The organism is Fervidicoccaceae archaeon, from assembly GCA_038878695.1.
Taxonomy (GTDB): Archaea; Thermoproteota; Thermoprotei_A; order Sulfolobales; family Fervidicoccaceae; genus JAVZVD01.
Window position 1 is genome coordinate 165,419 of the sequence record JAVZVD010000001.1, and the last position, 18,941, is coordinate 184,359.

At 59.1% G+C, this 18,941-nt stretch carries 17 protein-coding genes and 2 tRNA genes; 12 read left to right on the plus strand and 7 right to left on the minus strand.

What is annotated here, in order from left to right; genetic code table 11:
• Window positions 1-6 precede the first annotated feature (6 nt).
• A complete protein-coding gene (ilvC, locus tag QXU97_00960) occupies window positions 7-999 on the plus strand; it encodes a ketol-acid reductoisomerase (GenBank protein ID MEM4035182.1) in 993 nt (330 codons plus the stop codon).
• Window positions 996-2,672, plus strand: a complete 1,677-nt coding sequence (gene ilvD / locus QXU97_00965) for a dihydroxy-acid dehydratase (GenBank protein MEM4035183.1) — start codon at window positions 996-998, stop codon at window positions 2,670-2,672. The genes ilvC and ilvD overlap by 4 nt, the downstream gene beginning before the upstream one ends.
• 31 nt (window positions 2,673-2,703) lie before the next feature.
• On the opposite strand, the gene QXU97_00970 is transcribed toward ilvD, so the two are convergent.
• On the minus strand, window positions 2,704-3,792 hold the full coding sequence (locus QXU97_00970; GenBank protein ID MEM4035184.1) for a family 1 encapsulin nanocompartment shell protein: 1,089 nt from the start codon (window positions 3,790-3,792) through the stop codon (window positions 2,704-2,706).
• Between the two features lie 223 nt (window positions 3,793-4,015).
• On the opposite strand from QXU97_00970, the gene QXU97_00975 reads away from it, so the two are divergent.
• The 3 genes from QXU97_00975 (at window position 4,016) to QXU97_00985 (ending at window position 6,024) form a co-directional block, all read left to right on the plus strand.
• A complete protein-coding gene (locus QXU97_00975) occupies window positions 4,016-5,323 on the plus strand; it encodes a DUF438 domain-containing protein (GenBank protein ID MEM4035185.1) in 1,308 nt (435 codons plus the stop codon).
• Between the two features lie 2 nt (window positions 5,324-5,325).
• Window positions 5,326-5,727: a sigma factor-like helix-turn-helix DNA-binding protein gene (locus QXU97_00980; protein ID MEM4035186.1), complete on the plus strand. Its 402-nt coding sequence runs from the start codon at window positions 5,326-5,328 to the stop codon at window positions 5,725-5,727.
• Between the two features lie 120 nt (window positions 5,728-5,847).
• Entirely contained in the window at window positions 5,848-6,024 is a 177-nt protein-coding gene (locus QXU97_00985) for a hypothetical protein (GenBank protein ID MEM4035187.1), read from the plus strand.
• 98 nt (window positions 6,025-6,122) lie between these two features.
• Here the strand turns inward: QXU97_00985 and QXU97_00990 are convergent, their stop codons facing one another.
• The 3 genes from QXU97_00990 to QXU97_01000 form a co-directional block, all read right to left on the minus strand.
• A complete protein-coding gene (locus QXU97_00990; GenBank protein ID MEM4035188.1) occupies window positions 6,123-6,455 on the minus strand; it encodes a hypothetical protein in 333 nt (110 codons plus the stop codon).
• Entirely contained in the window at window positions 6,404-6,865 is a 462-nt protein-coding gene (locus tag QXU97_00995) for a hypothetical protein (GenBank protein MEM4035189.1), read from the minus strand. Before QXU97_00995 ends, QXU97_00990 begins: the two co-directional genes overlap by 52 nt.
• A 246-nt stretch (window positions 6,866-7,111) precedes the next feature.
• Window positions 7,112-7,537, minus strand: a complete 426-nt coding sequence (locus tag QXU97_01000; GenBank protein ID MEM4035190.1) for a DUF2258 domain-containing protein — start codon at window positions 7,535-7,537, stop codon at window positions 7,112-7,114.
• A 162-nt stretch (window positions 7,538-7,699) separates the two neighbouring features.
• Here QXU97_01000 and mtnA point away from each other — a divergent pair, with 162 nt between their 5' ends.
• The gene (gene mtnA, locus QXU97_01005) at window positions 7,700-8,800 is read left to right on the plus strand and encodes an S-methyl-5-thioribose-1-phosphate isomerase (GenBank protein ID MEM4035191.1); all 1,101 of its coding nucleotides are present in this window, start codon (window positions 7,700-7,702) and stop codon (window positions 8,798-8,800) included.
• 809 nt (window positions 8,801-9,609) lie between these two features.
• Here the strand turns inward: mtnA and QXU97_01010 are convergent.
• Window positions 9,610-10,656, minus strand: coding sequence for a hypothetical protein (locus tag QXU97_01010; GenBank protein ID MEM4035192.1), 1,047 nt, complete (start codon window positions 10,654-10,656; stop codon window positions 9,610-9,612).
• Between the two features lie 650 nt (window positions 10,657-11,306).
• Between QXU97_01010 and QXU97_01015 the strand changes: the two genes are divergently transcribed.
• A complete protein-coding gene (locus QXU97_01015; GenBank protein MEM4035193.1) occupies window positions 11,307-13,916 on the plus strand; it encodes a DNA-directed DNA polymerase I in 2,610 nt (869 codons plus the stop codon).
• A gap of 11 nt (window positions 13,917-13,927) precedes the next feature.
• Here the strand turns inward: QXU97_01015 and QXU97_01020 are convergent, their stop codons facing one another.
• Window positions 13,928-15,076, minus strand: coding sequence for an NAD(+)/NADH kinase (locus QXU97_01020; protein MEM4035194.1), 1,149 nt, complete (start codon window positions 15,074-15,076; stop codon window positions 13,928-13,930).
• 86 nt (window positions 15,077-15,162) lie between these two features.
• Here QXU97_01020 and QXU97_01025 point away from each other — a divergent pair, with 86 nt between their 5' ends.
• The 5 genes from QXU97_01025 to QXU97_01045 all read left to right on the plus strand — a co-directional run bounded on the left by QXU97_01025 (window position 15,163) and on the right by QXU97_01045 (window position 17,645).
• On the plus strand, window positions 15,163-16,107 hold the full coding sequence (locus tag QXU97_01025) for a DNA methyltransferase (GenBank protein MEM4035195.1): 945 nt from the start codon (window positions 15,163-15,165) through the stop codon (window positions 16,105-16,107).
• A 46-nt stretch (window positions 16,108-16,153) separates the two neighbouring features.
• Window positions 16,154-16,243: transfer RNA gene (locus QXU97_01030), tRNA-Thr, on the plus strand.
• A gap of 379 nt (window positions 16,244-16,622) precedes the next feature.
• Window positions 16,623-17,072 (plus strand): OB-fold nucleic acid binding domain-containing protein, encoded by a 450-nt coding sequence (locus tag QXU97_01035; GenBank protein MEM4035196.1) that lies wholly within the window; start codon window positions 16,623-16,625, stop codon window positions 17,070-17,072.
• Entirely contained in the window at window positions 17,069-17,362 is a 294-nt protein-coding gene (locus tag QXU97_01040) for a PqqD family protein (GenBank protein MEM4035197.1), read from the plus strand. Before QXU97_01035 ends, QXU97_01040 begins: the two co-directional genes overlap by 4 nt.
• 139 nt (window positions 17,363-17,501) lie before the next feature.
• Window positions 17,502-17,645 (plus strand) — tRNA-Met (locus QXU97_01045).
• Between the two features lie 546 nt (window positions 17,646-18,191).
• Here the strand turns inward: QXU97_01045 and QXU97_01050 are convergent.
• Window positions 18,192-18,941: a hypothetical protein gene (locus QXU97_01050; protein MEM4035198.1), complete on the minus strand. Its 750-nt coding sequence runs from the start codon at window positions 18,939-18,941 to the stop codon at window positions 18,192-18,194.

The following is an 18,941-nucleotide window of genomic DNA, read 5'->3' on the forward strand; positions in this document are numbered from 1 at the left end:
GCGCGCTTGGCGAGAATCTTCTTACAGAACGAGATAGACGAGAGCATCCTGAGAGGCTCAACCATAGCGGTCCTAGGCTATGGGAGTCAGGGCAGGGCTCAGGCTCTAAATCTCAGAGATAGCGGCTTCAACGTAGTGGTCGGGCTGAGGAGAGGAGGGGCCTCGTGGGTCAAAGCGTCGGAGGAGGGCTTCGAGGTGATGGAGATGGACGAGGCCGTCAAGAGGGCTGACGTTGTCCTAATGCTCATCCCCGATATGGAACAACCGAGAGTCTACGAATCTAAGATAGCGCCCAACCTGAGGCCCGGCCAGGGGCTCTGCTTCGCTCACGGGTTCAACGTACACTTCGGTCTAATCAAACCCCCCGACTACGTCGACGTCTTCATGGTGGCTCCTAAGGGGCCTGGACCTAAAGTTAGAGAGGAATACCTACGCGGGCGCGGGGTGCCCGCCTTGGTAGCCGTAGCCAACGACTATACGCGGAGAGCTCTCGATAGAGCTCTGGCCATCGCCAAGGGCATAGGGAGTGCGAGAGCCGGCGTCCTCCTGACCACGTTCAAGGAAGAGACCGAGACAGACCTAATGGGTGAACAATGCGTGCTCGTGGGAGGTCTCATGGAGTTGATAAAGAGGGGCTTCGAGGTCCTCGTGGAGGCTGGCTATCAGCCCGAGGTCGCGTACTTCGAGGTCTGCAACGAAGCGAAGCTCATCATGGATTTGATCTATAGCGGGGGGCTCCTCTACATGTTGAGGAGCGTGAGCGATACCGCGAAGTATGGGGGACTCACGGTCGGGCCGAGAGTGATCGACGAGAGCGTTAAAGAGAGAATGAGAGAGGCTCTTCGCAGGATCCAGAGCGGGGAGTTCGCTCGAGAGTGGGTCGAGGAGTATTCCTCCGGCTCGAGAAGGTTGAGGAGCCTCCTCGAGGCTGTGGCCGCTCACCCGATAGAGTCTACGGGAGCGCTCGTGAGGAGGCTAAGCGGAGCGGAGAGCCAATGAGAAGGTTTTTGAAAAGCGAAGCGCTCAAGGTCTTCCCCGAAAGGGCGCCTCACAGGAGCCTCTTGAAGGCTCTGGGGCTCTCCGACGAGGACCTCCGCAGACCTTTCGTGGCAGTGATCAACTCTTATGCCGAGGCCGTGCCCGGCCACTTCCACCTCAGGGCCGTCGCCGAGGCCGTGAAGAGGGGGGTATTGAGGGCGGGCGGGTTTCCCTTCGAGTTCAACACCATAGCCATATGCGACGGCCTTGCCATGGGTCACGAGGGCATGAGGTATTCTCTGCCCTCGAGAGAGATCGTGGCCGATTCCATCGAAGTGGTCTTGAAAGCCCACGCTTTCGACGCAGCAGTGCTCGTAGTGTCGTGTGACAAGATGGTGCCCGGAGCTCTCATGGCGGCCGCCAGGCTCGATATTCCGGCCGTCATGGTCACGGGAGGACCCATGCTCCCCGGCCGCTTCCGAGGAATGAACGTGACCCTCGCTCACGTTTTCGAGGCGGTGGGCCGTCACAGGGTCGGAGAGCTCGACGACGAAGATTTGCTCGAGCTCGAGGCCAGAGCTTGCCCGGGCCCCGGCTCCTGCAGCGGGATGTTCACCGCGAACACTATGGCCTGTCTAGTAGAGGCCATGGGCATGGGGCTACCCGGAGTAGCTACGGCCCCCGCTGTCTCAGCCGAGAGGCTGAGGATAGCCGAGGAATCGGGCGCGCTGGCGGCGAGGCTCGCCGAGACAGGGCTCACTCCCAGGGAGATATTGAGGCGCGAGTCTTTCCTCAACGCGATAGCAGTCGATGTGGCGCTCGGTGGCTCAACCAATACGGTGTTGCACCTGATGGCCGTAGCACGCGAAACTGGAGTCGAGCTCGAGCTCGAGGACTTCGACGCTATCAGCAGGAGGGTGCCGCAGCTCTGCTCCATTTCGCCAAACGGTCCTCACACGATGCTCGACCTCCACGAGGCGGGAGGCGTGATGGCTCTGATGAGCGAGCTGAGAGACCTAATACACCTGAACGCGCCGACCGTCACCGGCAAGAAGATCGGAGAGCTCTTAGTCGAGGCCAGAGTCTCGAGACGCGACGTGATACGAAGCATCAACGAGCCCGTCTCGAGAGAGGGGGGGCTGGCCGTGCTCCGCGGATCGCTCGCCCCAGAGGGCTCGGTAGTTAAGCTCGCCGGAGTGCCGAAGAGCATGAGGTTCTTCCGCGGAGAGGCCGTAGTCTTCGACTCCGAGGAAGAGTGCGTCGAGGCTCTCAGAGGAGGGAGGGTGAGCAGAGGAAGCGTCGTGGTAGTGAGATACGAAGGTCCGCGCGGGGGGCCGGGCATGAGAGAGATGCTAACCGCGACTTCCATGCTCGTGGGAATGAATCTGTGGGAGTCCGTGGCGCTCGTCACGGACGGTAGATTCTCGGGAGCCAGCCGAGGCCTCGTGGTGGGTCACGTGGCTCCGGAAGCCGCCGCTGGAGGCCCCATAGCCAGAGTGGTCGATGGCGACCTCATCACGATAGACATAGAACGGAGGAGGCTCGACGTAGACTTCGTCGTCGATGAGCAGGAGAGGGAGAAGAGGCTCGAGAAATCGGGACCTAGGTGGAGGCCGAGCCTTGGCTACTTAGTCCGATACGCTCGCTCGGTCGGCTCGGCTAGCAGAGGAGCTACCCTGGAGATAGCCCCATGAGGGGGAAAACATAGCGTATCGAGCTCGAGCCCTAGCGTCGCTCCCTGAGGATCACGACGGCTCTCGGGTTCCTCGCTCTCAACGCGTAGAACGACCACAGTCTGAAGACGTGGAGCCCGTCCTCGGGTCCAACATAGTTTATCTCGTAGTCAACGCCGACGACCAGATCCACGGAACTCTGATCTCTAGCGATCAGAAGGGCCACATCGTCCGGCAGGTCGGGTAACATCACCACGTCCTCGACGAGAGCTTTGAGCCTCGCGAGCTCTGTGAGACCCGTCTTCTCATAGATCGCTAGGAGCCTCGCGTATCTGGTCGTGCCAACCAAGAGCACGTAAGGTCTAGGCATGCGCTCGCGGAGCAGAGCAGCTAGCGCCTTAGAGACGTCGAGGAGAGCCTCCCCCGGGGCCTCCCAGCTCCCCAGAGCCTCCTCCAATGCTCCCGGCAGAGCTAGGAGGGTCTTAGTCAAGTCCTCATCCTCTCGCCGCGCCAAGATGGCTGCCGCCCTCGACGCCGGGGCCGTCAACTCTGCGGATGATCCCAGCCTTCTGGCCGCGTCGATAGACCTCTGAGACAACGCGAAGAGCTCCTCGAGCTCCCTCAGTTCCACCAATTCCCTCCCGCCGGGGACCACGCGCTCCCCCTCGCTCAGCTTCTCGACGACCAGAGCATCAACTCCTCTCCCGACCCGCGTGACAGGCAGATAGCGCCTCAGCACCCGCGCTCTACTGAGGACTTCCTCTACGGCTCTGCTCAGATGCTCGACCTCTTCGCGCGTCAGAGGGCCCTCCAAGGCGGGCGGATCCCCCGAGCTCTGCTCGGCGACGTGCTTCCCTCTCGTCAGCTCCATCACTTCTCTCTCGCCGGCCTCTAGCTCGGCCGCCTGCTGCGGGTCGAGCTCCTTGAGCAGAGCGAGGAACTCGCCGACGTGAGTCTTCTCCTCTCTAGCTATGTCTTCGAGAACCCTCTTTACCCTCTCGTCGCCGACCGCATCGGCCAGCTGAAGATAGAGGCTCACCGCGTCGAGCTCCGCTATTATCGAAAGCCTGAGGGCGTCGGCCGTCCTCTCGGGGCCTAGCTTCTTGTCTCGGAGCAGCTCGAGAGGGTGCTTCGATAACACTTCTCATCTCCCACGCTATCTTGAGAGGCCTCGTTAAGTATTCGTATCGCGCTACTTACTATAGAAAAGTTTATATAATGCTAGCTACGAATCAACACGTGGTGTTGACGCATGTCAACAACGAGGTTCAGCTCGAAAGGTAAAGCCAACGCCCCGAGCCTATTCCTAGTCGAGGGGCTCTCGCCGCTGGGGGGAGGCTCAAGAGGCTCTGAGCAGCTTGAGGGTGAGGAGCTTGAACGACACTAAGACCGCGATCAAAGAGGCTCTGAAGGCCATCCATCGAGGAGAGAACGTTGAGGAGCTCAAGAAGAGACTATCCGGCTTGCTCTCGAAGATCTCCCCGACCGACATACCTCTCATAGAGCAGGAGCTCATCAAGGAGGGCGTCTCCGTCCGTGAGATCCTGAAGCTCTGCGACCTGCACGTGGCTCTCTTCCGAGAGCACCTGGCCGGCAGAGAGCTGGCGGGCGTGCCTCAAGGACACCCGCTCGACCTGCTCTTACGGGAGAACGAGAAGATAACAGCGCTCGCCGAGGCCCTGGGGCTCTACGCGAAGGCCCTCGAGAGGGCCGAGGAGGTCGAGAAGGCGAAGATCCTGGCCGAGCTGAGGGCGCTCGAGGGGGAGCTGAGGTCTCTGAGGTCTCACTATAGCAAGATCCAGATGCTGTTGTTCCCCTATTTGGAGAAGATGGGCCTGATCGCTGTGCCTAGAGTCCTGTGGGGCAAAGAGGACGAGGTCCTCCTCAAGGTGAGAAAGTTGTTGGGTTCGCTGCGAGGAGAGCGGGTAGATCCCGGCGAACTGGCGGCTCTGGCATCAGAGGTCTCTAGGGGCCTGCAGGATCTTGTTTTCAGGGAGAACAAGATCTTGTTCCCCTCCCTGTGGGCCCTGCTCGACGAGTCGGCGTGGTCGGCCATACTCGAGGAGATGAGGAGGTCGCGCCTCGGCTCCCTAGTCGAAGGACTCGAGGAGGGTTGGGCGCCCTCAGTCGAACCGAGGCTCCCCCACGAGTGGGGGCTTGAGCTTAGCCCCTCTAAGATAGCGGGGCTGGCGCCGGAGATACACCTCATACTGTCATCGCGCGGCCTATCGCCGGACAACTACGAGCTGCGCCGAGACGGTGACCTGGAGCTGGGGACGGGCTACCTATCGCCGAGGGAGCTCGCCGGGATTCTAGCGAGTCTACCGCTCGAGCTCACGTTCGCCGACGCCGAGGGGAGAGTGAGGTTCTACTCCGAGAGTAAGTTGGCGAAGGCCTTCCCGAGAGCCAGAACCGTGCTGGGGAGGAGGCTCGAATTCTGCCACCCGCCTAGGCTCGAGCGCTTCGTTGGGGAGATCTTCGAGGAGCTGCGAAGGGGCAAGAGGGACGTCGTCGAGTTCTGGACTCGGAGAGAGGGCAGAACGTACAGGGTGCTCGTCGTGGCGGTCAGAGGGGAGAGAGGAGAGTTCCTGGGAGCGCTCGAGATCGCCGAGGACCTGACCAATGTCATCGAGAGAGCGAGCGAGATCGAGAGCGAAGTCCTGGTGGTCTGAGCGTGCTCACTCCCCTTGAATTGGGCGAGAGATACGTGTTGCCCGCTTTTAGGAGGAGGCTCGTCGAGCTTCTACGCGAGAAGGGGATGAGCTACTCCGACATAGCCTCGGTCCTCGGAATAACGCGCTCGGCGGTGGCCAGATACCTCTCGGCCGAGAGGGGGGCGCGCTTCGAGCCGGCGGAACTGCGCGACGTAGACACGCGGCTCGCGAAGCTGGCCGAGGACATATCGTTGAGGAGAATCGGGAGGAGGGAGATCGAGATGGGGCTGATCGAGGAAGCGCTCCGAGCAATGGGTCGCGGCTACGTTTGCCGGCTCCACTCCTCCCTCGAGCCAGGCGCTACTAGAGGCTGCAGACTGTGCGTCGAACTCTTCGGGAGCTACTCTAGGGAATCACGGTAATACGAATATTTTTTCGCGTTGAAGAGCTCCGGGGGGAGCTCCTTCAATCGATGGAAAGTCAGCCCGTCGGAAGCTCAACATTTATAAGCATCCGATGCAGAGCTCTCTCTGGTGGAGGGATTGCCCGAGAAGCTGAAGTTCTTCGATATCAAGGCCAAGAAGGCCTTCGAGACCAGCGACTACGAAGTGGTCGTGAAGGAGCAGCCCAAGAGAGGGAGGAAAGTCAAGATAGCCATCACCAAGAGCCCGTACACTGGGATTCGGGTGGCCAGGATACTCGGACCCGTCAAGGAGTGAACGCGCCCCTCACCCGCGCCGACTCGATGCTTTTTGTCCCTCTTTTCCCTCCTTTCCCCATTCGCGATTTCGAGTGCGCGAGGCGTGTTTGCCTCCGCTCAAGCGGATGGCTGGTCTCTCCTCCCAGCCTCGAGCTCTTCCTCGACGAGCTTCCTGAACGCGATTTTTAGCTCGACCGGGTGCACCCTCATCACGTGTAGATAAAAGCCTAGATTTGTGAAGGGCCCTCGGTCGCATAGGGCGCAGGAGAGCCCCTGGCGACCTCGCTCGGCCAGAGAAGCGAGGAGGAGGCGCGACAGCTCCGTAGCAGATTGCCTCAGGAAAGGCGGTAGATGCTCTAAGAGCTCCTCCAGCTCTACTCCGAGCCTGAGCTCATATCTCAGCGCGAGCTCTGCTGCCTCATCCAGTCGACTCCCGGCAGATCTCTCCAAGGCTCTTCCGTCCTTGCGCGGAGAGCTCTATTCAATATATGCGCCCACACAGCGCTCAAAACCTTGTGCCTCGGAAAGCCGGCCGCTTCCATTGAGTCGACCAGGCTCAGCAGCTTCTCTTCTTCATCCTCGTCTACGAGCGCAAATAGGATGGCCTCCCTCTCCTCGACGTCCTCCAACGATGGAGCAGAGGATGACAGTAGCTCGAGGAGCGCCTTGACTCCTTCCTCGCCGACTCTCTCGAATACTTCGTTGAGGCTCTTGTAACGTAGTCCCTCGTAGATTAGCTCGTTGAGTCTCGGGTCGTAGGGTAACGGCGCGGACCTCTCTATCAGGAGAGCGAAGAGCGCATCAGACACGCGCTCCGTCTCTCCACCAAGCTCGACTATGGCTGATTCTATGGACAGCACCTCAGCGAGGAGCTCTACGAGAGCTCCGTCGAGTTCCGCAGAATCGAGCTCCGGGCCTCGAGGCTGGGTGGGCTGGGTCTCTGCCTCGGTCAATCTCGACGCCGGTCGGGATCCTCGGCTGGTCTTTGGTTTAAATCCGACCGCAGAGTATTACCCACGCTGGAGTCGCCGGTCTGACGTTTCCAGGAGATGCTGCGTCTGCGCTTCTCTCGACGTTCCTGCTAATTCTCTCGTGCGCGAGGCTTTTTAGCTAGGTCTCTCCGGAGCGCTCGGAGCTCCGGCTCCGCCCCCCGCGGCCTGACTGCTCAGCCTCTTCAGGACCTCTTTGGTCAGCGCTCTACTGAGAAGCTCGTCTCGGTTCCACAGTTCAATGAGAACGTTCTTCACGACGACGACGCTCTCTCTCTCCTCGAGCTCCACCTGTACGTTCACGATGGACTCCTTGGGGATCTCGTAGCGTCCCACCATCACGTCGTAGATCACGCGGTTCAGCTCAGTTATAGTCTGATTGACTTGCCTCGAATCCAGCCTCCCGCTCTTATAGGCGTCTCTCAGAACCGCATTGACGGCTCTCCGTAGCTTGAGGGCGTATCCGCTCGTTCTCACGGGCCCGGTCCTGACCAAGTGGAGGCGACCCGCCGGGGGAGATACCTCCACCTGCTCCGCGACCATATTACTCTCCCGTAAATATATACCAGGAAAGACGATAATAATATCCCTTACCTTTTCTCCATCGAGCCCTTATGAATGTGCCCGGTGATTCGGGGAAGAAGAAATCGGAGGAGAAGAAAAATTATTCCTCTCGTCGGCGAGGAGTCGCTTCGGAGTCCGCTCTTGTCGCGAATAGACGACCTCGTGAAAAAACTCGAGACCTACCACCGAGAGCTCGGGCCGCTTCCCATCGAGTGGCGCGATGGTAAGCTCAGATGGCTCGACGTCTCTCGCTTACCTTGGGAGGAGAAGTATGTGGAGAGCGACGTCGTCGAGAGAGTAGCCGAGGCGATAAAGAGGCTCGAGATTCGCGGAGCCCCGGCCATAGGCGTGGCAGCTGCTCTAGCGGTGGCCCTCGCCGCGTTCAAAGCCAGGGGGGGAGAGGAGGCCGTCGCCTCGGCCGCGAAGAGAGCCGCGGAGCTGCTCGCCCGAACTAGGCCGACCGCTCGCAATCTCTTCTGGGCTCTCGAGAGGATGGAAAAGGCTCTGAGAGAGGGCTCGGGCTCCGGGGCCGAAGCTCTGCGCGAGAGGTTGCTCGAGGAGGCGCTCAAAATACAAGTCGAGGACGTGGAGACGAACCTGAAAATAGGAGAGTACGGCGAAAAGCTGCTCGAGGACGGAGATAGAGTCCTGACGCACTGCAACGCGGGCTCTCTGGCGACCGCCGGCCACGGCACAGCGCTCGGCATCATCAAGACTGCGTGGAAGAAAGGGAAAAGAATCGAGGTAATAGCCACGGAGACGAGGCCTCTGCTCCAGGGGGCCAGGCTCACGGCTTGGGAGCTAGCCAAAGAGGGTATACCCTTTAAGCTCGTGGTCGACGGCGCGGTGGGCTACGTCTTCTCGGCGAGGCTCGTTGACAAGGTGATCGTCGGGGCCGACAGGATCTTGCTCAGTGGTCATGTGGTCAACAAGATAGGCACATACATGATCGCGGTCCTCGCCGCGAGGCACGGCCGAGACTTTTACGTGGCCGCCCCGATCTCGACCGTGGACCCGCGAGCTGGCCCGAGCGACATCGTGATAGAGGTGCGGGACCCCGAAGAGGTCCTCACGATCCTTGATAGGGTCCGTGTAGCGCCCGAGAAAGCCGACGCGCTTAACCCGGCCTTCGACGTGACCCCGCCGGAGCTGATCAGCGCCATCGTGACAGAGCGCGGCGTGGCGCGCCACCCGCTCGGGAGCAGCCTAAGGAGGATGCTCGAGCATCCCCCGAGTGAATAGCGAGAGCGGACTCAAGCCAGTTAAGAGCGCGTCGCTTCGGGTCCTCGGGGCAGCGCGGCCTACGACAATTTACTTCGAACGGGGCTCGGCTTCGAAAAATACACTCTTATGAGAAGGAAAATACACTCTTATGAGAAGGGCCCTATCCTCCTACCAATGCGGCCAAGGCGGCCAAGAGCCTATCTACGTGTCTACATGCCAGATGTACGCTCGGAGTACGCGGTGAGAAGAGGTCTCTCCTCGCGACTAGAGGAAAAAGGTAAGTGCCCTCTTTAGAGTAGAATGCCGTGCGTCTAAAGGACGCGGAATGATTGAGACAATAACCGATGCAGCTCCTGATCGAAGACGAATAGGAGAGCCGAGTAGGCCGTTCAACGTTGTATCCGAGCACAAAAGAAGCCATTGTCGTAGCCTATAGAGATAGGCTTACCGGATTTGGCCTCGAGTACCTGGGACGATCATTTCGCCAGGGCCCTCGATTCTATCCGCTCACCGCTCAATTTCTGAGGCGCGGCCGAGAGGAAGCTTATTCTCAGACACGCAGGTCACGGCGCACACGTAGCAGCCGTAGCACTTACTAGAGTCATCGAATGCGACGTTACGCTTAGACTCGCTTTAGGCCCCCGGACTACCCTTATCGGTATCTCGGAAAGTGCCTCGGCGCCGAGAATAGCCTAGGCAATTGAGGCTTTTAGGAGCTCTTAAGGGGCTCTCGCTGTCCTATGGAGAGCTCTGAGTCGCGCGCTCTCAAGTTATGTAAAGCATTCTCTGGGCTAGTTACGTAAATAACTTATAACTAACTTAACTACTTAAGATTGAGATCTCTTGCCCCTTTCTAGCGCTATCTCGACACACGCACGCGAAAGCTCCCGCTTCAACTTCTGCAAGTCGACCCCGGCGGCGAGTCTTGCCACAGCGACGTTCCTGTGCCCACCCAAATCTGTAGCTAGCCTCTCTCGTATCATCTTCTCGCCGAGGAGCTTGGCCGAGCCGTCTCGCGTCTTGATCACTAGGATCTCGGATTCGCCGATCTTGGTTAGGAGGGCGACGGGGGCCCCGAGTATTCTGCTCAGTCTGTTCGCCAAACTCGTAGCGCCGCGCCTTCTCCACCTCTTTCTCGCGTCAACGAATCTGAGGCAGGCCAGCTTCTCCGCCGAGAGAGCCAAGTTGACGGCCGCTTCCTCGAGCTCTCTGTCGCGCTCCCCGATTTCTTTCTCGATCCGCTTCAGCGCCTCGAGCTCCGCTCTGCCCAAAGGCATGGGGAGAGGGTTAGTCATCCAATTGACTAGCCTGAGCCAGAGCTCCTCATCGCGCTCCAGTTTGAGGACCCTAGAGATCGAGGCGACGAACTTCACCAGACCGGCCCGCTCGTCGGGCGGCCTGAGACCCAACTCCATGATCTTAACGGCCTCGACGTGTTTCGCGAGCTTCTCGTGAACTTGGGCTCCTCGCCTCGAGGCCTCCTCGGCCAATAGTTGCGCCGTGGGAGCCTCCCCTTGGACCGCGAATTTCACCGCGAGCTCCTCGAGTAGGGCCCTCCTTTCAATCGTGAGAGGATGGTGGTCTACGTAAATTATCTCGGAGCCTCGACAGGTCTCTGAGAAGCGCCTCAGGCCCGCCGCGACGTTATCGGTTAGGGGGATGTCCAACAGGAGCAAACCATCCGGACACTCCTTCGCTACCTCGCTCAAAATAGAGCCAGCTTGTCGGGGTCCTGCGGGTCGAGCGCGGACTTCGACCTCCTTCCCGCCCCAGCAACTCAGAGGAGGCTGACCAGTCTTGAGGAGATAGAGCGCGAGAGCTGCGGAGACGCAGCCGTCGGCGTCCCAATCGGCTATTATGATCACTCTCTTCACGCATCCCCCTCTCTCGACTCTCAAATGCCCACCTACCTGAGCCGGGAGGGATCCCCTCGGAAGGAGGGATTCGCGGATAATATGCCGTAAATAAGAATGGCCAGGCGCTCTCCCGAGGCGCTCGGCTTCTCCTCGTCGCTCGGCCCCCCGGCCCCCGCAAGCCCTCGACCTTGGGGGGCTAAGGGCCGAGGGCCCGCAGGAGCCCGAGCGACGAGGACCCGAAGATCCCTCGGAGCTCGAAAGAAGCCGCCGGGTCGCGCGGTGGTCTACGGAGATCGTGTCCCCGAGCTCTCTCCGGAGCTCGGGGGACTCTCTCCGAGCCCCGCGAGACCGCCTCGGCTTCTCTCTCGCTCCAGGGGACCTCGGGTTTTCGGCCAAGCGCCTCGGGAGAGCGCCTGGCGCGGGGAAAGATTGAGCGCCATCAACTATATAATTAATGCTGAGCTTGTTACCATCTTTTCTCGTGACCAAACGCTTCTTGGTAGCTCTTCAGCCCGGGGATCCTTGTCTAGTCGGCGAAGGTAATAACGCTCCTCCCTCTTTATTTCCGCTCTCGAAGGCTGCGAGCTTTATTTTCGACCGCGTCATTGGAGTCTCCCGAGTTGCGAGTGTGAGCTAGCCAGCGGGATGCTCCTATGATAGCATCGGGCATGCCGAGGATTTCGCCTCTCACCAACTACGCCGAGGTGAGGCGCGAGAGCAAAGCTCGTTGTCGCACCAAGATCGTGCCGTGGTACGTCGTGACCGACGCGGCGCGCGTGAGCAACGGCTACCTACTGGCGTGCTACTATGACGCGGACAGGAACTCGGCCGTGCTGGCGTTTTACGACGTGGACGAACGCAGAGTGAAGTACTGGTTCGACAAGTCGGGCCACAAGCCCTACTTCCTAGTGAGAGAGAGAAACGGCGAGATCATTAAGAAAATTCCGCAGAACCTGAGGCAGAGGATCGTCGAGACGGAACTCGTGAAGAAGTTCGACCTCCTCAGGTCGAAGCACGAGATCCTCACGAGAGTGAAGGTGTCGGATCCTCTAGCGGTCAGAGAGTTGAGAGGGTATTTCGCTGCAACGTGGGAGAGCGATATAAAATATCACCAGAACTACATCTACGACCTAGGCCTTGTCCCAGGGACCAGGTACGAAGTTAGAGAGAAGCTCCTCGTGCCCAAGCTCGATTCGATTGAGTCATTGGAACTCGACGAGCTGATGGGGGAGGCCGGCAGCCTCTCGAAAGACGTGATGAGGGGTCTGGCCTCGATATTGGAGTCCGAGCCCCCGATGCCCACCATGGTCGCGCTCGACGTGGAGGTATTCACCCCGTTGGAGGGCCGAGTGCCCGATCCTAAGACGGCACCTTATCCCGTGATCAGCGCCGCGCTGGTCGACTCCGACGGCAGGAAGATCGTACTAATGCTGAGCCACGAGCGACTCAGAGGTCTGCGGGCGGACGAGCTAAGAGACTTCGAGCTCTTGCTCTTCGATAGTGAGGCGGCGCTCCTCGAGGCCCTCTTCGCGGAGCTCTCGAATTATCCTGTCGTCTTTACGTTCAACGGCGACAACTTCGATTTGCCGTACCTCCTAAGACGAGCGGAGAGGTTAGGCTTCAGACCCGAGGAGGCTCCCATAAGGAGAGCTCAAGATTACTACACGTTTAAGACGGGTATTCACATAGACCTCTATCACGTCTTCGACAACAAGGCGTTGAAGACCTACGCTTTCGGTGGCACATATAGAGAGACCACTCTGGACGCCGTGGCTCGGGCCCTACTCGGGGTCGGAAAGCTAGAAACCGGAGAAGTAGTGAGCCAATTATCTGCCGAGGAGCTGGCCCGCTACAATCTCAACGACGCTCTATTGACGCTTAGACTGGCAATGTGGAGAGGGGGCCTAACGTGGAAGCTACTCGTGGTTCTCTCTAGGCTCGCCAAGACCTGCGTGGAAGATCTGTCTCGTTCTCAGATCAGTGCCTGGATCAGGAACATGTTGTACTGGGAACACAGGAGAAGAGGCTATCTCATTCCTCGGCGCGAGGACCTGCTGCGCGAGAAGGGAGAAACGAAGAGCAAGGCAGCTATCAAGGGCAAGAAGTACGCTGGAGCCATAGTCTTAGATCCTCCAGTAGGAGTTTTCTTTGATGTGCGGGTGCTAGACTTCGCCAGCCTGTATCCCTCTATCATTAAGCTCTGGAACCTCAGCTACGAGACCGTGAACCCCAGCTACGAGTGCCGCAGCGTTCGAGAAGTACCCGAAGTGGGGCACAGAGTCTGTCTGGACAGAGAGGGCATAATGTCGAGCATCATAGGGGCGCTCAGGGACCTCAGGGTCAAGGTGTACAAGAGGAGAAGCAAAGCCGAGGGTTTGCCGGAGGACAAGCGTCAGTGGTACTCCGTCGTCCAGTCCTCTCTCAAGGTCTTTCTCAATGCGAGCTACGGAGTCTTCGGGAGCGAAAGCTTCGCCCTCTACACGCCGCCCGTGGCCGAGAGCGTTACGGCTGTGGGCAGATACCTCGTCAAGCGGACCCTCGAGAAGGCCTCGCGGCTCGGCTTATTGGTGATATATGGAGACACTGACAGCATGTTTGTATGGAGCCCGAGCGAAGAACTTCTCGAGAACTTCATCGAGGAGATAGAGCGGGAGAGTGGGTTGGACTTAGAGGTCGATAAAGTCTTCAAGTATGTGGCTTTCAGCGGCCTCAAGAAGAACTACCTGGGGCTCACGAGGGAGAGCGAGGTGATCATCAAGGGCCTGCTCGGCAAGAAGAGGAATCAACCGCCCTTCGTGAAGAGGGCCTTCGAGGAGGTCATAAGAGAGCTATCCTTGATCGAGAGGCCCGAAGACTTCGAACGTAGGAAGAGCGAGATCGTCGGAAGGATCAAGAGAGTCTTCGATGCGCTCAGAAATCGTGAGTACACGCTTAACGAGTTAGCGTTCAATGTAATAATCAGCAAGCCTCTAGACGAATACGATAAGAATACGCCGCAGCACGTCAAGGCCGCCGAGATGTTGCGTGCTTTGGGGCGGAGGGTTGGGAAGGGCGACATCATCTCTTACGTGAAGGTAAGAGGGAGGGAGGGCGTGAAGCCGGTTCAGCTAGCCAAGCTTGCTGAGATAGACTTCGGGAAATACGTGGAGGTTCTGAGGTCTACATTCGAGCAGGTGCTGTTGGCACTCAACGTCGAGTGGAAAGAGATAGAAGGCGTGCTCAGGTTGGAATACTACATGAACTTGACGCCCACCTCGGGGGATTTCGAGCGGCGCTGAGGAGTGGCAACTCAGAGAGCTTCGATCTTCTTCACGGCGAACTCGCCGTAGCCCACCACAACCCTCTTGTAGCCCGAGAACTTCTTACTCAGTTCCCAGTCGTCGAGATCTACGAAAAGCTTATCGATTTTGGCTAGCTTACTCCACGCCGAGACTATTATCAGCGAGTCCGGGTCTATCTTAGATAGCACGCGCTTAGTGAGAGCCCCCGAGCCTCTCCCTAGCACGAAGCCTGATCGCCCGAGAGGGGACACCACCAGCTTCACTGGGCCTGACCAGCTCTCGACTATCGAGCTCAGCTCACGCGACTCGCAGCTCGCGCAGAAGAGGTCGGGCGGGTTACCGCAGGCCAGACCAATGAGAGGCTTGCTCCAACCTAATCTCTCGGCCACTTTTCGGACCGTAGAGCCCGGGCCCAAAAGTACGAGGTCGCCGGGCTCCAAGAGCTCTCTAGCGACGAACTCGGCCACGGCCTCTTTCTCCTCGTCTGTACCGGAGTAGAGTTCTTTCGTGAATTGATGGAAGCCCTCCGAGGTCTCCAGCGTATTGACCGGCAGTACGTCTATGACTTCGAAGAGGCCCCGAGCCAGGGAGGCCTCGTTCACGAGAACTATCTCTGATTCGCTCACGTGGGCCGAGTCCTCGAGGTAAGCCACGAGCAACTCAACTGCCGCCCTTAACGATCGAGCGAAGACGCCGCTGTAGGTTTTCGTCCCCCCTGGCACCCCAACGAGAGGCTTATCGGAGCCTAGGCTCCTCGCTACCAGGTGAGCGGTGCCGTCTCCTCCGACGAAGAAAATGACGTCGGTCGTCGAGCCTATCGTCCTGGCGGCGATCTCCATATGAGCCGGGGTCGTTGGCGTGGACCCGTCGTAAACATCGATTATCTCCGCTTCGAGCTTCACGCCAGCGCGGCTGAGGGCCTCTTCTCCCAGAAATCCGTTGGGCATTACTATCTCGAGCTCCGCTCTCTCGCTTCTCTGGCGTCGCTCGAGGACTGAGCCAAGCTCCCTCAGGAAGAGAGCTGCTCTCTTGAGGGCGGGGCCCACGCTAGGGCTTATCTCGAGGGGGATGTCATCGCTGCCAGGCAGACCGAGCCTGCCGCCTATACCGGCTATGGGATTCACCAGGAAGCCGACTCGCCTCCTCTCGCGCGACATCACGATTAGCTCACCGACCGGCCTCAGCGCTCTACTGGTTTTAGCTCTGCTGGAGCGTTATAAGATGAGGCCTCGGGGCCTCCCGCTTGTCCATCATCGATGGCCTAAGCTCGGTGGAGCTTGCGCGCTATTACAGCAGCGGACGCATGGAGCAGATAACGTTCGAGGACTTCGTGGCATATAGTTCCGGAGTAGAGCACGTCAAGATAGGCGGCGAGGTGCTGCGGCTCAAGATAGAGCCTCCTAGCTCTCTCGAGCCCGAGGACTTCACGTTGGAGAGCACCACCGTGTGGAGCTTCCCGGAGAGAGGCAAGTGGGCCACGCACGCTCACAATGCGCGCTACAGAGGCAATTGGGCCCCGCAGGTCCCGCGCAACCTGATCCTGAGGTACACCGAGCCCGGCGACCTGGTCCTCGACCCGTTCGTCGGGAGCGGCACGACTCTCATCGAGTGCGTCCTGTTGAAGAGGCGTTGTATTGGAGTCGATATCAACATCAACGCCGTCATGTTAACGTGGAGCAGGCTCCAGCACTTAGAGGAGGCGAGACAACGCGTCAGGCTCTACGTGGGGGACGCGAGGAACCTGGAGGCAATCGAGGATTCAAGCGTAGACCTCATAGTGACGCACCCGCCCTACGCCAACATCATCAGATACAGCGAGAGGGGGTGCTCAAAAGGCGACCTTAGCCACGCTGGGACCATTGAGGAGTTCGTGCGCGATATGAGAGACGTGGCCAAAGAGATGTTCAGAGTGTTGAGGCCCGGCGGACACGCCGCCGTAATGATCGGCGACACCAGGCGCAGAAAATTCATCGTCCCGGTGAGCTATAGGGTCCTCGACGTCTTCCTATCGGAGGGCTTCGCCATCAGAGAGCACATAATAAAGGTGCAGCACAACATGCGAGGAACCAAGAAGTGGGCGAGGCGCGACAGGGATTTCCTGTTATTGGCGCACGAGCACATATTCGTCTTCAGAAAACTCGCCGAGGGCGAGGAAAAGCTCTACAAGCTGAGCCTCAAGTGGTGGTAGAGCAAGGCTGCGTTAATAAGTAGGAAGAACGAACACCCGTCGGAGAGCCGCCGTAGCTCAGCGGGTAGGCCTGCGCGGGGCTTAAAGCGCCGGCCTTGTAAGCCGGTGGTCGCGGGTTCGAATCCCGCCGGCGGCTCTAGTGGCGTCCATGTGAACTGGAACCTTTCACTTCGAGCCTTCTCGACTCATCGAGTGAGAGAGCCTCTCGAGATCTCGCCGACCCCCCACGAGGCGCAACTCTCGTCGCGACCCTCACAACGTGAGCACACAAAAAACCCTTCAATAGAGGCTACGCCCGCGCCCTCGCTAGCTTAAGCACCAATATGTTGCGCGCGTTTGAGTCGATGCCGAACTAACGCGGTCTCCGGGACTTTTGCTAACGTATCGGCGAGGAGAGGGCCCAATCTTCATGGGAGAATCTTCGCCGAGTAGTTGGCGAACGCTCGAGCGCAATCTTTATTAATAGGATAGGCGAGGGTCGAGCAACCACATAGCGTAGCACGAGATGGAAAAGTTTGAATATAGCCGAGAGTTCTGGAGGAACTAAAAAGATATCCCAATTGAAAGAAGGCGAGCAGGACGTTGCGGTCAAGGGAAGAGTGATAGAGGCGGGCGAGCCCAGGACTATAATAACGAAGCGGGGCCAGCGCACAATAAGCGATGCCGTGTTGGGGGACGAGACTGGGCGCGTCCGCGTGACATTATGGGGAGATAAGGCAGGCAGCCTCGAAGCGGGCCAAGCAGTGAAGATAGAGGGGGCCTGGACCACCGCCTTTAAGGGCAAAGTTCAGCTCAACGTCGGCGCGAGATCCAAGATCGAGGCCCTAGAAAATTCCGAGGCTCCCGAAGCAGACGAGATCCCGGAGAACGAGCCGAAAGCGACGAGCGGATTTTCCGGCGGATTTGAGGGGAGGCCAGCGGGGAGGAGCTTCCGTGGGCCTCCCAGGAGAAGGCGACAGTGGTGAGCTCCGTGGAGTACGAGAAGGTCAAAGACAAAATATACGTCAAGCGAGGACAGAGCGTTGGAATGACTGACGAGAACTTCGTTGTGGCTCTCAGCGACGAAGACGTCTACGAGCTCTCTCCGGCCGCCTACTACATTTGGGAGCTTATGGAAGGCGATAAGACGGTAGAGCAGGTGGTTGCGCGCATAGTAGAGGAGCTGGAGATGAGTCCGGAGGAGCTTAAAGAGCCTGTAGCAGCGATGGTAGAGAAACTAGCCGAAGTAGGTCTCCTAGAGGAGCTCGAAGGATAATCTTCTGCGGAGAGTTCTCGTGGCGAGTAGCCGATAAATCGACCACGCGGTCGGCGAGCGCCGGTTTTTCACCGCCGCTCCAGACGCTTTAAATTAAATAGCCCTCTCTATACTAAAAACCAGGCTGGCGGGGTAAAACAGCGGGGTAGGGCAGCCAGGCAGCCCGCGGGAGGAGGGGGGGAACCCTCCCGCGAAGCTCATAAGCGGCTGCTCGCTCGGAGAAACCCCGAGGTCGGTGGTTCAAAGCCGAGCCATAGGCTCGGTGAGAATCCACCCCCCGCTATCACGCGGGGCCCCGCCGCCAAGCTCTTCGGCGCACTCTTCGTTTATCGCGCGATCCGCTCTCTCGGCGAATTCGGCGCACTTGTCTCTCAACTCATCAAGAGTCAACGTCTTCTCCAGGCTATCGCACCAGCGGGGCAGCAGCGAATAACCGCGCGCTCTCCCCACCGATTCAACGAAGATCACGTGAGGCGCGGCGCCGCGCATCGGCACGAGCTCGACCTCTCTGGTAGCGTTTATCAAGCTCTCCTCGACCTCGCGATAGCTGCGGAGTTCCCCTCTCAGCTCGCGTTTAATACTCACGAGAGACCCCTTGGGCAACAGTGCGCGAGCGACGCAGAGCAGAGACCTCAGGCTCGGCAGAAGCGGCAGAATTCGAGCAGCGCCAGCGAGACGAGTTTTCAGCAATACTCCGTAGGCCTTATAGGAGTTGATCCTCGTGTAAACCACGGCAGCTCCTCGATGGGAGATCTCTATCGAGATGCCCGAGTCCTTAGGAAAGAGCGCGTCGGCTACCTCCAGGGCGGCTTCTCTCTCGCGTCCGACCTTACTCGTGACGATCAGCGCCCACCGAGCGGCGCCGCTCACGTCCTATACCTCGGCGACGCGCTGAGCCTCTGAGCGCGTACTCGCAGTAAGAGCGCAAGGGGCAGTTCGTACAATGCGGATCTCTAGGTCTGCAAAATCTTCTCCCGACCTCTATGAGGCCCAGATGGGCCTCTTCGACTTCGGTAACACGATAGTCCGAAGCTCTGGCCCAGAGCTCTGAAGTTTCGTCATAGCTCGCCCGGCGACCGAGCAACCTCATTGTTATCCGCACGATGTGCCTGTCCACGGGCATCACTGGGCGCCTACAATGAAAGAGCAGATATATGTCGGCCGTCTTGCGCCCTACTCCGGGCAACTCCATTAGAGATCTTCTAGCCTTGTCGACCTCTTCTGCGCACACTTCCTCGAGCAGTCTCGCGTTGACCGCGAGACGCACGGAGAGGTCTTTCAAATTAGACGCCCTCACATTGTGCAGTCCAGCCGGCTCGATCAAACGCGCAATCTCCTCGAGAGGGGTAGCCGCCAGCGCCTCGGGGCTGGTTAGGCCGGCATCGATTAGGTTCTCCAGCGCCCTGCTCGAATTCTTATCGCTCGTGTTCTGGCTGAGCACCGCCCCCACGAGAAGCACGAAAGGACCGCGACCACGCGCCCGCAGCACGGAGAAGCCCTCTACTCTTAGCCTGAGCGAGGCGAGCGCCGCGTTGAGCGCTCGGCGCGCTCTTTCGATCTCTTCGCGAGCTGGGCTCAC